11 protein-coding genes are annotated in these 14,685 nt (G+C 74.5%); 7 read left to right on the top strand and 4 right to left on the bottom strand.

The genetic code is table 11. From position 1 onward, the window contains the following. Nucleotides 1-2,283 carry a formate C-acetyltransferase gene (gene pflB, locus BM048_RS03230; protein WP_090030787.1) on the bottom strand — a complete coding sequence of 761 codons (2,283 nt, stop codon included), beginning with the start codon at nucleotides 2,281-2,283 and terminating at the stop codon, nucleotides 1-3. 163 nt (nucleotides 2,284-2,446) lie between these two features. On the opposite strand from pflB, the gene BM048_RS03225 reads away from it, so the two are divergent. Continuing rightward, on the top strand, nucleotides 2,447-2,911 hold the full coding sequence (locus BM048_RS03225; protein ID WP_090030785.1) for a hypothetical protein: 465 nt from the start codon (nucleotides 2,447-2,449) through the stop codon (nucleotides 2,909-2,911). Nucleotides 2,912-2,925: 14 nt separating this feature from the next. On the opposite strand, the gene dxs is transcribed toward BM048_RS03225, so the two are convergent. Then, a complete protein-coding gene (dxs, locus tag BM048_RS03220; protein ID WP_090030962.1) occupies nucleotides 2,926-4,809 on the bottom strand; it encodes a 1-deoxy-D-xylulose-5-phosphate synthase in 1,884 nt (627 codons plus the stop codon). 108 nt (nucleotides 4,810-4,917) lie between these two features. Further along, on the bottom strand, nucleotides 4,918-7,053 hold the full coding sequence (locus BM048_RS03215; protein WP_090030783.1) for a glycogen debranching N-terminal domain-containing protein: 2,136 nt from the start codon (nucleotides 7,051-7,053) through the stop codon (nucleotides 4,918-4,920). Between the two features lie 121 nt (nucleotides 7,054-7,174). Between BM048_RS03215 and BM048_RS03210 the strand changes: the two genes are divergently transcribed. From BM048_RS03210 to BM048_RS03195, 4 genes are all read left to right on the top strand, one after another. After that, nucleotides 7,175-8,215 carry a LacI family DNA-binding transcriptional regulator gene (locus BM048_RS03210; RefSeq protein ID WP_090030782.1) on the top strand — a complete coding sequence of 347 codons (1,041 nt, stop codon included), beginning with the start codon at nucleotides 7,175-7,177 and terminating at the stop codon, nucleotides 8,213-8,215. Nucleotides 8,216-8,287: 72 nt separating this feature from the next. Further along, entirely contained in the window at nucleotides 8,288-9,583 is a 1,296-nt protein-coding gene (locus BM048_RS03205; RefSeq protein WP_090030780.1) for an extracellular solute-binding protein, read from the top strand. Between the two features lie 102 nt (nucleotides 9,584-9,685). After that, the gene (locus tag BM048_RS03200) at nucleotides 9,686-10,933 is read left to right on the top strand and encodes a carbohydrate ABC transporter permease (RefSeq protein ID WP_373308457.1); all 1,248 of its coding nucleotides are present in this window, start codon (nucleotides 9,686-9,688) and stop codon (nucleotides 10,931-10,933) included. Then, nucleotides 10,930-11,838 carry a carbohydrate ABC transporter permease gene (locus BM048_RS03195; protein WP_090030778.1) on the top strand — a complete coding sequence of 303 codons (909 nt, stop codon included), beginning with the start codon at nucleotides 10,930-10,932 and terminating at the stop codon, nucleotides 11,836-11,838. Before BM048_RS03200 ends, BM048_RS03195 begins: the two co-directional genes overlap by 4 nt. On the opposite strand, the gene BM048_RS03190 is transcribed toward BM048_RS03195, so the two are convergent. After that, a complete protein-coding gene (locus tag BM048_RS03190; RefSeq protein ID WP_090030776.1) occupies nucleotides 11,804-12,418 on the bottom strand; it encodes a DUF4126 domain-containing protein in 615 nt (204 codons plus the stop codon). The genes BM048_RS03195 and BM048_RS03190 overlap by 35 nt on opposite strands. 96 nt (nucleotides 12,419-12,514) lie before the next feature. On the opposite strand from BM048_RS03190, the gene BM048_RS03185 reads away from it, so the two are divergent. Further along, the gene (locus tag BM048_RS03185; protein ID WP_090030774.1) at nucleotides 12,515-13,969 is read left to right on the top strand and encodes a GuaB1 family IMP dehydrogenase-related protein; all 1,455 of its coding nucleotides are present in this window, start codon (nucleotides 12,515-12,517) and stop codon (nucleotides 13,967-13,969) included. A 5-nt stretch (nucleotides 13,970-13,974) separates the two neighbouring features. After that, nucleotides 13,975-14,685, top strand: coding sequence for a type 1 glutamine amidotransferase (locus BM048_RS03180; RefSeq protein ID WP_239078947.1), 711 nt, complete (start codon nucleotides 13,975-13,977; stop codon nucleotides 14,683-14,685).

Below are 14,685 nucleotides of genomic sequence, written 5' to 3'. Positions count from 1 at the left end.
TCACACCCCGCCGTGGAAGGTGCGGGACAGGACGTCGAGCTGCTGCTCGCGGGTCAGGCGGACGAAATTGACCGCGTACCCGGACACCCGCACGGTCAGCTGCGGGTAGTTCTCCGGGTGCTCCATGGCGTCCTGCAGCGTCTCCCGGTTCAGCACGTTGACGTTCATGTGGTAGCCGGAGGACACGGTGTAGGCGTCGAGGAGGCCGACGAGGTTGGCGACCTGCTCGTCCTTCGTCCGGCCGAGGCCCGAGGGCAGGACCGAGGACGTCAGCGAGATGCCGTCCATCGCCTCGGAGTACGGCAGCTTGGCCACCGACAGGCCCGAGGCGAGCATCCCGTGCGTGTCGCGGCCGTTCATGGGGTTGGCGCCCGGGGCGAACGGCTGGCCGGCGCGGCGGCCGTCGGGGGTGTTCCCCGTGGCCTTGCCGTAGACGACGTTCGACGTGATGGTCAGCACGGACTGCGTGTGCAGCGCGTCCCGGTAGGTCGGGAACCGGCGGATCTTCTCCATGAACGTCCTGACCAGCGCCACGGCGATGTCGTCCGCGCGGTCGTCGTCGTTGCCGTACGTCGGGAAGTCGCCCTCGATCGTGTAGTCCACGACCAGGCCCGTCTCGTCGCGCACGGGCCGGACCGTCGCGTGCTTGATCGCCGAGAGCGCGTCGGTCACCACCGAGAGCCCCGCGATCCCGCAGGCCAGCGTCCGCAGCACCTGCCGGTCGTGCAGCGCCATCTCGATGCGCTCGTAGGCGTACTTGTCGTGCATGTAGTGCACGCAGTTGAGCGCGTCGACGTAGGTCTGCGCGAGCCAGTCCATCTCGGCGTCGAACTTCGCCATGACGTCGTCGAAGTCGAGGACGTCGCCCTCGACCGGGGCGGTGACGGGCGCGATCTGCTTGCCCGACACCTCGTCGCGCCCGCCGTTGATCGCGTACAGCAGGCACTTGGCGAGGTTCACGCGCGCCCCGAAGAACTGCATCTGCTTGCCCACCCGCATCGGGGACACGCAGCACGCGATGGCGGCGTCGTCGCCCCAGGCCGGGCGGATGATCTCGTCGTTCTCGTACTGGATGGCCGAGGTGTCGATCGAGACCTGCGCGCAGAAGTCCTTGAAGCCCCGCGGCAGCCGCTCGCTCCAGAACACCGTGAGGTTCGGCTCGGGGGCCGGCCCCAGGTTGTAGAGCGTCTGCAGGTACCGGAAGGACGTCCGGGTGACCAGGGGCCGCCCGTCCTCACCGACGCCGGCGAGCGTCTCGGTGACCCACGTCGGGTCCCCGGAGAACAGGTTGTCGTACTCGGGCGTGCGCAGGAAGCGGATGATCCGCAGCTTGATGACGAAGTCGTCGACGAGCTCTTGCGCCTGCGACTCCGTGAGGCGGCCGGCGACGAGGTCCCGTTCGAGGTAGACGTCGAGGAAGGTCGAGGTGCGGCCCAGCGACATCGCCGCGCCGTTCTGCTCCTTCGTCGCCGCGAGGTAGGCGAAGTACAGCCACTGCACGGCCTCGCGGGCCGTCGTCGCCGGCTTCGAGATGTCGTAGCCGTAGGAGGCTGCCATGGCCTTGAGCTCGCCGAGGGCGCGGACCTGCTCGGCCAGCTCCTCCCGGTCGCGGATGACGTCGGCGACCGAGCGCTCCATGTCGAGCTCGGCCTTCTCGGCCTTCTTCGCGGCGATCAGCGCGTCGACCCCGTAGAGCGCGACCCGGCGGTAGTCGCCGATGATGCGGCCGCGGCCGTAGGCGTCGGGCAGGCCCGTGATGATGTGCGACGAGCGGGCCGCGCGGACGGCGGGCGGGTAGACGTCGAAGACGCCGTCGTTGTGGGTCTTGCGGTACTTCGTGAAGATCTCCGTGACGACCGGGTCAACCTCGTAGCCGTAGGTCTCCAGCGACGTCTGCACCATCCGGTACCCGCCGTTGGGCATGATGGCGCGCTTGAGCGGCGCGTCGGTCTGCAGGCCGACGACGAGCTCGTTCTCGCGGTCGATGTAGCCGGGGGCGTGCGAGGTGATCGTCGAGGGCTTCGTCGCGTCGACGTCGTGCACGCCCTTCTCGCGCTCAGCGGGGAACATCGCGGACAGGCGGGCCCAGATGCCCGTCGTGCGCTCCGTCGGGCCGGCGAGGAAGGAGGCGTCGCCCGTGTAGGGCGTGTAGTTGCGCTGGATGAAGTCGCGGACGTCGACGTGGTCGGCCCACGGGCCCGGGACGAACCCGGCCCAGGCGTCGGGCAGCCGGTCGGCCTCGGCGGCGAGGGGTGCGCCGGCGGGTGCTGCGGTGGTGGACATCGGTTCCTCCGTGGGAGTCGGTACGACCGACGCTACGGACCGGGTCATGGGATGTCCTGGGACCTCGGTCCCCCCGTCCCGCCGAACGACGCCGACCGGCGGAAATCACCTCGTGCCGGCACCTGGAGGGCTGCCAGCATCACGGCATGGTGAGCGGCCGGACGTGGTCGTCACGTTCGGCCCTGACGGCGCGACGGGGCACCCCGACCACGTCCGCATCGGCGCCGCGGCGGACGCCGCCTTTCTCCAGGTGCGGTGTGATGGCGGCCGTGGGCTGCGACGCCTGCTGCACGGTGCGATCCCGCAGAGCTGGTTCGACCGGATGCAGGCCTGGCGGGTCGCGCACGGGTTCCCGCCCTGGCAGCCGGAGAACGTCTACCACCTGCGGGCGGTCCCCGACCGGTGCATCGGGGTGCACGTGCGCATCGACCCCGTGGCACACGTCGTCGTCGCCGTCCTGCTCGAGCACCGCAGTCAGCGGCTGGTCCTCGTGCCGACCGAGGTCGACCAGGCGACCTTCACCCGAGGTTTGCGCCCCGAGTGGCACACCGTGGTGTGGCCCCCGCGACACGAGGGCGAGCCGCTGCTCGCCGACCTGTTCGAAGGGCTCGACGACGGGAACGCCTAGGGCACGCCTCCGTGTCAGCGGGTGCGGCCGAGGGCGGCCAGGACGTCGCGGGTGACGTCCTCGGGGCGCAGGCGCAGCTCGTCGAGCAGCTGGTCGCGCGTGGCGTGGTCGAGGAACGCGCGCGGCACGCCGAGGTTCTGCACGGGCGTCGGCAGGCCGGCCTCGCGGGCGCGCTGGGCGACCACCGACCCCGCTCCCCCGTCGACGAGCCCGTCCTCGATCGTCACGACGTGGTCGTGCTCCCCGACGAGCTTCGTCAGCGCGGCGGGCACCGGCAGGACCCAGCGGGGGTCCGCGACCGTCACGCGCAGGCCGTGGGCGGCCAGCGCCTCGGCGGCGGCGAGCGCCGTGCGGGCCATGGACCCCAGGCCGACGACGAGCACCGCCGGCGCGTCGTCCGGGCCCTCGTGCCGGGCCAGCACGTCGACGCCGTCGAGGGACTCGAGCGCCGGCAGCGGGTCGCCCAGCGCACCCTTCGGGTAGCGCACGACGGTCGGCGCGTCGTCGACGTCGACGGCCTCGCGCAGCGCCGAGCGCAGCGTCTCCTCGTCGCGCGGCGCCGCCAGGCGCAGGCCCGGCACCGAGGCGAGCAGCGCCATGTCCCACATGCCGTTGTGGGAGGCGCCGTCGTCGCCCGTGAGGCCGGCGCGGTCCAGCACGAAGGTGACGCCCGCGCGGTGCAGCGCCACGTCGAGGAGCACCTGGTCGTAGGCGCGGTTGAGGAAGGTCGCGTAGACGGCCACGACGGGGTGCAGCCCGGCGAAGGCCATGCCGGCCGCGGAGGTGGCGGCGTGCTGCTCGGCGATGCCGACGTCGAACACCCGGTCCGGGAACTCCTCCGCGAACGGCGCCAGCCCCACGGGCTGCAGCATCGCCGCGGTGATGGCCACGACGTCGGACCGGCGGCGCCCGATCCGGACGATCTCGTCGGCGAAGACGCTCGTCCAGCCGAACCGGCTCGGCGCGACGGGCAGCCCGGTCTCCGGGTGGATCTGCCCGACGGCGTGGAAGCGGTCGGCGACGTCCTGCTCGGCCGGGCTGTACCCGCGGCCCTTCTCCGTCAGCACGTGCACGATGACCGGCCCGCCGAAGTCGCGGGCGCGGCGCAGCGCGCGCTCCACGGCGGTCACGTCGTGCCCGTCGACCGGCCCGACGTACTTCAGCCCGAGGTCCTCGAACAGGCCCTGCGGCGCGACGACGTCCTTGATGCCCTTCTTGAGCCCGTGCAGCGCGTCGTAGGCGAACCGGCCGGGCGGGCCCGAGCGGCGCAGCGTCCGCTTGCCCCAGTCGAGGACGTGCTCGTACCCCTGCGTCGCGCGCAGGAGGGACAGGTGCTCGGCGAGGCCGCCGATCGTCGGCGCGTAGGAGCGCCCGTTGTCGTTGACGACGATGACGAGCCGGCGGTCGTGGCCGGCGGCGATGTTGTTGAGCGCCTCCCAGGCCATGCCGCCGGTGAGCGCCCCGTCGCCGATGACCGCCACGACGCTGCGGTCGGCGCGGCCCTGCAGCACGTTGGCCTTCGCGATCCCGTCGGCCCACGACAGCGAGGTCGACGCGTGCGAGTTCTCCACCACGTCGTGCTCGGACTCCGCACGGCTGGGGTAGCCCGACAGCCCGCCGCGACGGCGCAGCGCCGAGAAGTCGGTGCGGCCCGTCAGCAGCTTGTGCACGTAGGCCTGGTGGCCCGTGTCGAAGACGACCGTGTCCTCCGGCGACCGGAAGACGCGGTGGATGGCGATCGTCAGCTCGACGACGCCGAGGTTGGGGCCGAGGTGGCCACCGGTCCGGGACACCTGGGCGACGAGGAAGTCGCGGATCTCGGCGGCCAGCGCGGTGGCCTGCCGCCCCGAGAGGCGTCGCACGTCCGCGGGGGACGTGATCCGGTCCAGCAGTCGCATGTCGGCCCTCTCCTCGACCGGCCGGCGCCCGTCGTCCTCGTCGGGCGTCGGCACCCGTGAAAGCGACAACGGTAGCGCCCGGGCCGTGGCCGGGGCCCCCCGACGCTCTCAGCGACGCGGCGCCTCGATGCTGTCCGCGCCCCTGACCTGCACCGCCGCGGACGTGGTGACCCGGGCTTCACCCGACGCCGTCACCCGGACGTCGAGCGGGTGCCCGGCCAGCCGCAGCCCCTCGACCCCCAGGGCGCCGAACGGCGACGGCCGGACGGGCGCCACCGTGAGGGTCCCGCCCGGCACGTCGGGCCGCAGCCCGAGCGCGCTCGACAGCACGACGACCGCCGACGCCGCCGACCAGGCCTGCGGGCGGCACGCCGCCGGGTAGGGCACGGTCCGCGGCGACTCGTCGGGCGCGTCGCCGGACCACAGCTCGGGCAGCCGCCACCCCACGTCCTCCCCGACGGCCAGCAGGCCGGCGGCCAGCGAGGCGGCCACGTCGCCGTGCCCGGCCCGGGCGAGCCCCGCCACCGCGATCGCCGTGTCGTGCGGCCACACGGCCCCGCCGTGGTACCGCAGCGGCCAGAAGCCGCCGGACCGCGCGGACAGGGTCCGCAGGCCGCGGCCGGAGCCGAGGTCCGCACCCGCGAGGCGCGCGGCGACGACGGCCTCCTCCTCCGCGGACAGCAGACCCGTGCCGAGGAGGTGACCGAGGTTGCTGGTGACGGAGTCGACCACGCGCTTGTCGGCGTCGAGCGCGATCCCCGGGTAGGGGCCCTCGTCGTCGGAGGTCCAGAAGGACGCACGGAACCGCTCCGCCAGACGTGCCGCCCAGGCGCGCCACCGGTCGCCCCCGGGGCGGCCGAAGGCGTCGAGCAGCGCGGCGCCCGCGAGCGCCGCCTCGTGCGCGTACCCCTGCACCTCGACGAGCGCGATGGGACCGGTCGCCAGCGTGCCGTCGCGCCACTGCACGGAGTCGCCGGAGTCCTTCCAGCCCTGGTTGGCCAGCCCGTGGCCGGTCTCGTCGACGTACTCGAGGAAGCCGTCGCCGTCGGCGTCGCCGTGGTCGGACATCCACGCGAGCGCGCGCTCGGCGGCGGGCAGGAGCGCCTCGACCTGCTCGGCGGGCATCCCCCACCGCCAGGCGTCGTGCAGCACGCACACCCACAGCGGTGTCGCGTCGACGGTCCCGTAGTAGACGGGCGGCAGGACCATGCCCTCGTCGGGCAGCGCGAGCTCCCCGGCCCGGACCTCGTGGAGGATCTTGCCCGGCTGCTCGGCCGTCGCCGGGTCGGTGCGGGTGCCCTGCAGAGCGGCCAGCGTCCGGAGGGTGCCCGCGGCGAGCTCGGTGCCCAGCGGGAGGAGCATGCGCGCGGCCCACAGCGAGTCGCGGCCGAACAGCGTGAAGAACCAGGGCGCCCCGGCGGCGAGGAACACGTCGTCCGGCGCGTGGGCGGCGGTCATGCGCAGCGTGGCGAGGTCGTCGAGGGACTGCGCGAGCAGCGCGGGCAGGCGGCGGTCGTCGGCCTGGACCCTCGGGACGGACCACTCCGGCGCGGGCCGGACGGGCGGCCCGACGACGGCGCCAGGGTCGTCGACGTCGACGGACCAGGTGAGGGTTGTCGGGGTGCCGGGCGTGACGACGACGTCCCAGACGACCTCCACCACGGGGCCGTCCGCGTCCTGCGTCGTCGTGACCTCGGCACCCGGGGCGAGCAGCGCCGCCGTCCGGCCGCCGTCGGCCTCCCAGCGGGTGCCGGGACCGTCTGCGGGCCCGTCCCCGGCGTCAGGCGTGCCGTCGGTCGCGTCGTCGGCCAGCAGGCGGGCGGCGACCGGCGGCCGACCGGTCTTGACCACCTCCATCGGCGAGGCGTCGGGGCGGACCGTGAGCGCGACGCGCGCGGTCACGGGCTCCGCGGTGGCGCAGGTCAGCACGAGGGTCTCTTGCACGCGACCGGGTGCGGCGACGCGGCGGCGGTCCAGCCGGGTCGTGGGGTCGGCGCCCGGCCCGTCGACTGCCCGGACCAGCGCCGTGACCCGCACCGCCCCCGGGCCGTCCGGACCGGCGGCGACCGTCTCGGGCTCGGCGCCGCCCACCGTGAGGAGCGCCGACCGTACGAGGCGGGTGTCGGCCTGGTAGATGCCCTGGGCGCCGGCTGCGCGCAGCTGCCCATCGGGCGCGGACCACGCCTGGGTCGGGGCGGCCACGGCGGCGAGCAGGTCGTGCAGGAGGGGCTGCAGGGTCGTCATCGAGAGGCCTCTCAGGAGGGTGCGGCGGGCGAGGGCGGCGTCCGGCTTGACAGAGCGTGACTCCCGGCACACGGTAGGGGCATCGGTTTGATCGATCAAAGACAGATCGGCAGGAGCAGCGATGCACACCCAGGGGCGCCCGACGCTGGAGGACGTGGCACGCCGTGCCGCCGTCTCCCGGCAGACGGTGTCCAACGTGCTCAACGCGCCGCACGTCGTCCGGTCGGAGACGGCCGCCCGGGTGCAGGCGGCGATCGCCGAGCTCGGCTACCGCCCGTCGGCCGCCGGCCGCGCGCTGCGCACCCGGCGCTCGCGCGTGCTGGGCCTGCGCATGGAGCCGCAGCACGACGGCATCAACGGCGCCGTGTCCGACCGGTTCCTGCACGGGCTGACCGAGGGTGCGCAGGAGCGCGGGTACCGCGTCATGCTCTTCACCGCGCCCGACGACGCCGCGGAGATCGGCCAGTACGACGACCTGCTCGACACGGCCGACATCGACGCCTTCGTCCTCACCGCGACGCACCACGGGGACCCGCGCACGGGCTGGCTCGCGCGCCGGGGCGTGCCGTTCGTGACGTTCGGGCGGCCGTGGGACCCGCCGGACGGGTCCGCGCCGGCCGACCACCCCTGGGTCGACGTCGACGGCGCCGCGGGGACGCGGGCGGCCGTCGAGCACCTGCTGGCGCTCGGGCACCGGCGCATCGGCTGGGTCGGCTGGCCCGAGGGCTCGGACACGGGCGCCGACCGGCGGCGGGGCTGGGCGGAGGCGCTGGCGGCGGCCGGCGTGCCGCAGGCCGCGCTCGCCGAGCTCACGGCGGGCGTGGACGACGGCATCGCGACCGGCCGCGCCGCCGCGACCGAGCTCCTCGCCCGCCCCGACGGCGCTCCGACCGCGTTCGTCTGCGCCAGCGACTCCCTCGCCATCGGCGTCGCCGCCGCCCTGGGCGACGAGAGCCGCGGCGCGGTCGTCGGGTTCGACGACACGCCGGTCGCCGCCGCGCTGGGCCTGTCCAGCGTCGCGCAGCCCCTGCAGGAGGCCGCCGGCCGGACGCTCGACCTGCTCCTGCACCGGCTGGACGGCGGCCACCCGCCGGTCCCGGACCCGCACGTCCTGCTCACCCCGCGCCTCGTCGTGCGCGCGACGAGCGGCCCGACCACCTGACCGACCACCCACCCCGACCGCACAGCACCGGGACCCCCGTCCCGCCGCGCTCACCGAAGGAGCTGACGCACCATGTCCCCCACCCCCCGTACCCGTGCCCGTCGCGCCCTCCCCCTGCTCGCCGCCGGCGCCGGGGCGGCCCTGCTGCTCGCCGCGTGCTCCGGCGGCTCCGGATTCGAGGACACCGCCGACGGCGGCTCGAGCGCCGGCGCCGGGGGCGGCACGTCCTCCGGCGACGGGTCGCTGCAGGTCCTCATCGGCTCCTCCGGCGACGCCGAGACCGACGCGGTCGACGCCGCCGTGGCCGCCTGGTCGGAGGAGTCCGGTGTCGAGGCCGAGGTCACCGTCGCCTCCGACCTCGCGCAGGAGCTCAGCCAGGGCTTCGCCTCCGGCAGCCCCGCCGACGTCTTCTACGTCAGCGCCGACGCCTTCCAGGGCTACGCCGCCAACGGCTCCCTGCTCCCCTACGGCGACCAGCTCTCGGCGGTGGACGACTTCTACCCCTCGCTCGTGGAGCAGTTCACGTACGAGGACCAGCTCTACTGCGCGCCGAAGGACTTCTCGACGCTCGCGCTCATCATCGACACCGACGACTGGGCGGCCGCCGGCCTCACCGACGCGGACATCCCGACGGACTGGGACGGCCTGACCTCGGTCGCCCAGAGGCTGACGACGGACGGCCGGGTCGGCCTCGGCTTCTCCGGCGAGTACGCCCGGGTCGGCGCGTTCCTCGCGCAGGCCGGCGGGCAGATGGTCTCCGACGACGGCACCACGGCGGAGGTCGACAGCCCCGAGAACGTCGAGGGCCTGACCTACGTGCAGGGGCTGCTGCAGTCGGGGAGCGCCGCCTACGCCGCCGACCTCGGCACGGGCTGGGGTGGCGAGGCGTTCGGCACCGACAAGGCCGCGATGACGATCGAGGGCAACTGGATCAGCGGCGCGATGGCCAACGACTACCCCGACGTGGCGTGGACGGCCGTGCCGCTCCCGGCCGGCCCCGGGGGCCAGGGCACCCTGCAGTTCACCAACTGCTGGGGCATCGCCGCGGACTCGGCGAACCAGGAGGCGGCGATCGACCTCGTCGACCACCTCACGGCCGCCGACCAGCAGCTCGCGTTCTCCGAGGCCTTCGGCGTCATGCCGGCCGTGCAGTCCGCCGCCGACGGCTGGCGCGAGCTGTACCCGGACTACACCGCGTTCATCGACTCCGCCGACTTCGCGCAGAACGTCGTCAACGCCCAGGGCGCCTCGGACGTCATCACGGACTTCAACGCCCAGCTCGAGGGCCTGGAGGACGGCGACCCGGCCGGGATCCTCGGCTCGGTGCAGCAGAACCTGCAGGCCGTGCTCGACGAGAACGCGTCCTGACCCAGGGCCGTCCCGGGTGGCCCGGCGGTCACCACCGCCGGGCCGCCCGCCCCCGCCGTCCCACCCCCCACCCGCACCGACCCCCAGACCAGGAGGGCCGTCGTGACGACGACGTCGCAGGCACGGGCCGCCGGCACCGCACCGCGCCCCGGATCCGCAGAGCGCATACCCCGCCGCCGCCGCGGCTCGGGCGCCCGCGGGGCGGAGGCCGCCGCCGGCTGGCTGTTCATCTCCCCCATGCTCGTCCTGCTCGGCCTGTTCCTCGTCGTGCCCGTGCTCATGGCGGCGTGGGTGAGCGTCTCCGACTGGACCGGGCGCGGCAGCCCGTTCGCGTCGGGCGTCGGCTTCGTCGGCGGGCAGAACTACTCCGAGCTCCTGGCGGGCTCGGGCCTGGCGACGAAGGACTTCGGCACCTCCCTGCGCAACAACCTCTACTACGTGCTGCTCGTCGTGCCGCTGCAGACGACGCTGTCGCTGGGGCTCGCGGTGCTGGTCAACCGCAGGTACCTGCGCGGGCGCGGCCTGTTCCGCACCGCCTTCTACTTCCCCAGCGTGACGAGCTCGGTGGCCATCACCGTGCTCTGGCTCTTCCTCTTCTCCGCGTCCGGGGCCGTCAACGGCCTGCTGTCCTGGTTCGGCGTCAACGGGCCGAACTGGTTCCAGGACCCGCGCGGGGTGCTGCACGTGGTGCTCGGCGCGCTCGGCGTGGACTCCGGGCCGGCAGCCCTCACCGGGTCGTCGCTGCTGGGCGTGACGTGGTGGGACTGGCTGTCCGGGCCGAGCATCGCGATGAGCGCCTTCATCCTCATGGCCATCTTCACCACGTCGGGGACGTTCATGCTGCTCTTCCTCGCGGCGCTGCAGCAGATCTCCGGCGACGTGGAGGAGGCCGCGATGATGGACGGCACCACGGCGTGGCAGCGGTTCCGGCTGGTGACCCTGCCGATGCTGCGTCCGACGGTGTTCACCGTCGTGACGCTCGGCCTCATCGGGACCTGGCAGGTGTTCGACCAGATCTACACCGGCACGCAGGGCGGCCCCGCCAAGACGACGCTCACCCCCGCGTACCTGTCCTACAACGCCGCCTTCGCCAACAACGACTTCCCCCGCGGCGCGGCGATCGCGTTCATCCTCTTCGCCATCATCGTCCTGCTCACGCTCGTGCAGCGCGTCGTCCTGCGGGAGCGGGACGTCCCGCGCCGCCGGCGCTTCTACCCCGACGGGCCCCCGGACCGCCCCGTGCCGCCGGGTGGGGCCGTCGGGCGCGGCACCGGTCCCACCGCCCGCTGCGTCGTGCCGCCGCGTGCCGGCGAGGCCGCCGTCACCCTGGACCCGGAGGTCGGACGATGAGCACGGCTGCCGTCACCCCCCGCGCGACCGGCGCCGGCCCCGCCCCCACCGCCGCGCACACCGGCAGCCGCCGCCGGCGACCGGTGCGGCCCGGCGCGGTCCTCGTCTACGTCGCGGTCGTCGTGCTGGCCGTGGTGTACGTGTACCCGTTCCTCATCCAGGTGGCGACGTCGTTCAAGACGGACGCCGACGCCTCGGGCAGCGGCCTGTCCCTCGTGCCGCAGACCTGGACGACCGCCGCCTACCAGCAGCTGTTCACCCGGTCGGACTTCCCGCTGTGGTTCCGCAACTCCGTCGTCGTCGCCGTGGCCGTCACCGCCGGGCGGGTGCTCGTCGACTCCCTGGCGGGGTACGCGCTGGCCCGGCTGCGGTTCCGCGGGCGCGGGCTGGTCTTCGCGGGTCTCGTCGCCGTCATGGCCGTGCCGAACGTCGTGCTGCTCATCCCCAAGTTCCTGGTCATCAACCAGCTCGGGATCTACAACTCGTTCGCCGGCCTCATCGTCCCGCTCGTCGCGGACGCGGCGGGGATCTTCATCATGAAGAACTTCTTCGAGTCGATCCCGCCGAGCGTCGAGGAGGCCGCGCGCATCGACGGCGCGTCCACCCTCCGGCTGTGGTGGTCGGTCGTCCTGCCGATGGCGACGCCGGCGCTGGTCACCATCGTCATCCTCTCGTTCCAGGGGTCGTGGAACGAGCTGTCGCACTTCATCGTGGCCTCGCAGGACCCGCAGCTCGTCAACCTCACAAAGGGCGTCGCGCAGCTCGCGTCCGGCGGCCTCGGGCAGGGGAACCTCTACCCGCTGAAGCTCGGGGCGGCCGCCATCATGACGATCCCCGTCGCCGTGCTCTTCTTCGTCTTCCAGCGCCGGATCATGAACGCCAGCGCGGGGGCCGTGAAGGAGTGAGCCCCGCCGCCGCCGGGCGTCGACCCCGGCGGCGGCGCAGCACGACGAAGCCCCACACGCCCAGCACGAGCAGCAGCAGGACCAGCACCGGCAGCAGGACCGCCGCGACGCTCAGCGTGAAGGCCAGCCCGTCCTCGGCCGTGGAGAGCACGGGCGCCGCGAGGCCGCCGGTGCCGGCGTTCGCCACCGGGCGCAGGGTCGCCTTGCCCAGGTGCACGACCCCGGCGAGGACCACGCCGGCGAGCACCGGCACCCACGGCCGCTGCGTCACCCACGTCGAGCGCTCGAGGTCCGCCGCGGCGGTCGTCGCCGCCACCGTCAGGCCGGCGGTCGCGGGACGCACGAACGTCTGCAGCACGTCGTTGACCGAGTCGACGGCCGGCACCTTGTCGACGACGACGTCGACGAGCAGCAGGACCGCCGTCGCCCCGATGGCCCACCCGCTCTCGAGCCACGCCCACCCGGCGGGCAGCACGAGCAGGTCCGTGAAGCGCGCGAGCAGCGCGACGACGAGCACGGGGATCCAGGCGTTGAGACCGGCGGCGGCGGACAGCCCCACCCCGGTGAGCGCGGCGAGCACGCTCGGACCGTAGCGTCCGCCCCGCCGGACCGCCCTGGGACGCCCGTCCGCCCCCGCGCACGCTCCCGTACCATGCCTCGGAAAGGGGATCCCCTCATGCGCTTCCTGCCCGGGCACGAGCCCACCTCCGACCTGACCTACGGCGACGTCTTCCTCGTCCCGTCGCGGTCGGACATCACCTCCCGCTTCGACGTCGACCTCGCCACGGGAGACGGCACGGGGACGACGATCCCGCTGGTCGTCGCGAACATGACCGCCGTCGCCGGCCGCCGCATGGCGGAGACCGTCGCGCGGCGCGGCGGCATGGCCGTCCTGCCGCAGGACGTCCCGACGGACGTCGTCGCCGAGGTGGTCGCGTCCGTGAAGAGCCGGCACACCGTCGTCGAGACCGCGGTCGTCGTGCACCCGACCGACACCGTGCACACCGCGCTGACGCTCATCGGCAAGCGCGCGCACGGCGCCGCGGTCGTGGTGGCGGACGGGCGGCCCGTCGGCGTCGTCACCGAGGCCGACTGCGGCGACGTGGACCGGTTCACCCAGGTCGCGGAGGTCATGACCGCGGACCCGACGACGGTCGACCTCGACGTCGTCGAGACGGGCGGCGTGCACGGCCTCGAGGCGGCGTTCGAGCGGCTGCACGCGTCCCGCCGGCGGTTCTCCCCCGTCGTGCGCGACGGCCTGCTGGTCGGGGTCCTGACGCGCACGGGCGCCTTGCGCTCGTCCATCTACGCCCCGGCCGTCGACGACCGCGGACGCCTGCGCGTGGCCGCGGCGGTCGGCATCAACGGCGACGTGCGCGCCAAGGCCGCCGGGCTGCTCGAGGCGGGCGTCGACACGCTCGTCGTCGACACCGCCCACGGGCACCAGCGCAAGACGCTCGAGGCGCTGGCGGCCGTGCGCTCGCTGTCCCCGCACGTGCCCGTCGTGGCCGGCAACGTCGTCACGGCCGCCGGCGTGGAGGACCTCGTCGCCGCGGGGGCGGACATCGTCAAGGTCGGCGTCGGGCCCGGCGCCATGTGCACCACGCGCATGATGACCGCGGTCGGCCGGCCGCAGTTCTCCGCCGTGCTGGAGTGCGCCGCCCGCGCCCGCGAGCTCGGCGCCCACGTGTGGGCCGACGGCGGCGTCCGCCACCCGCGCGACGTCGCGCTCGCGCTGGCCGCCGGCGCCTCGCAGGTCATGGTGGGCTCCTGGTTCGCGGGGACCTACGAGTCCCCCGGCGACCTGCACGAGGACGGCACCGGCCGCCTCTACAAGGAGTCGTTCGGGATGGCCTCCGCGCGGGCCGTCGCGGCGCGCACGCGCGGCGGCTCGGCGTTCGAGCGGGCGCGCAAGGCGCTGTACGAGGAGGGCATCTCCTCCTCGCGCATGTACCTGGACCCGCGGCGCCCCGGGGTCGAGGACCTCGTCGACCACATCACGTCCGGCGTGCGCTCGGCGGCCACCTACGTCGGCGCGAGCTCGCTCGAGGAGCTCCACGCGCGGGCGGTCGTGGGCGTGCAGTCCGCCGCCGGGTACGACGAGGGCCGGCCCCTCCCCGACGGGTGGTGACGGCCGTGGTGCGACCCGTCCTCGTCCTCACGCACGCCCCGCACGAGGGCCCGGGCATGATCAGCCGTGCCCTCGACGGCATCCCCTACGGCGTGCGGACCGTGCTCGACGTCGCCGAGCCGCGCCTGCCGTCCGTGGCGGACCTCGGCGGCCTCGTCGTGATGGGCGGGGCCGTGGACGCCGACGACGAGCGCAACCACCCGGGGCTGGCCGCCGAGCGGCGCCTCGTCGCCGCGGCGGTCGAGGCGGACGTGCCCGTGCTCGGCGTGTGCCTCGGCATGCAGGTCCTCGCGCTGGCCCTCGGCGCGCGCCTGCACCGCCGGCACGGGACGGAGATCGGCTTCGCCCCCGTGGACGTGGTCGCCGACGACCCGGTGCTCGCGCCGCTCGGCCCGCGCCCGATCGTCCTGCACTGGCACGACGACGCGGTCGACCTGCCGCCGGGCGCGACCCTGCTGGCGTCCACCCCGGCCACCCCGGTCCAGGCGTTCCGCGCCGGCAGCGCCGTGGGGCTGCAGTTCCACCTCGAGGTCGAGCCGTCGATGCTCGACCTCTGGCTGGGCGTCCCCGACATGGGTGGCCTGCTCGACGACGAGGTCCGCGACGGCGTGCGGGGTGACGGCGCTCGGCACCTGCCGGACCTCGTCCCGGCCGCCGTCGCCGGGCTGGGCGCCTGGGCTGACGCGGTCCGGACGCGCGCACGGGCGCAGGGCTGA

Source organism: Cellulomonas marina (assembly GCF_900111925.1).
GTDB classification, from domain to species: domain Bacteria; phylum Actinomycetota; class Actinomycetes; order Actinomycetales; family Cellulomonadaceae; genus Cellulomonas; species Cellulomonas marina.
The sequence above is the reverse complement of the archived record's forward strand: the minus strand, read 5'-3'. Positions and strand labels throughout refer to the sequence as shown.

Excerpts from the sequence above, each read along its gene's own strand:
- pflB (WP_090030787.1), bottom strand. The coding sequence starts at position 2,283 with ATGTCCACCACCGCAGCACCCGCCGGCGCACCCCTCGCCGCCGAGGCC.
- BM048_RS03210 (WP_090030782.1), top strand. The coding sequence starts at position 7,175 with ATGCACACCCAGGGGCGCCCGACGCTGGAGGACGTGGCACGCCGTGCC.
- dxs (WP_090030962.1), bottom strand. The coding sequence starts at position 4,809 with ATGCGACTGCTGGACCGGATCACGTCCCCCGCGGACGTGCGACGCCTC.
- BM048_RS03195 (WP_090030778.1), top strand. The coding sequence starts at position 10,930 with ATGAGCACGGCTGCCGTCACCCCCCGCGCGACCGGCGCCGGCCCCGCC.
- BM048_RS03215 (WP_090030783.1), bottom strand. The coding sequence starts at position 7,053 with ATGACGACCCTGCAGCCCCTCCTGCACGACCTGCTCGCCGCCGTGGCC.
- BM048_RS03205 (WP_090030780.1), top strand. The coding sequence starts at position 8,288 with ATGTCCCCCACCCCCCGTACCCGTGCCCGTCGCGCCCTCCCCCTGCTC.
- BM048_RS03185 (WP_090030774.1), top strand. The coding sequence starts at position 12,515 with ATGCGCTTCCTGCCCGGGCACGAGCCCACCTCCGACCTGACCTACGGC.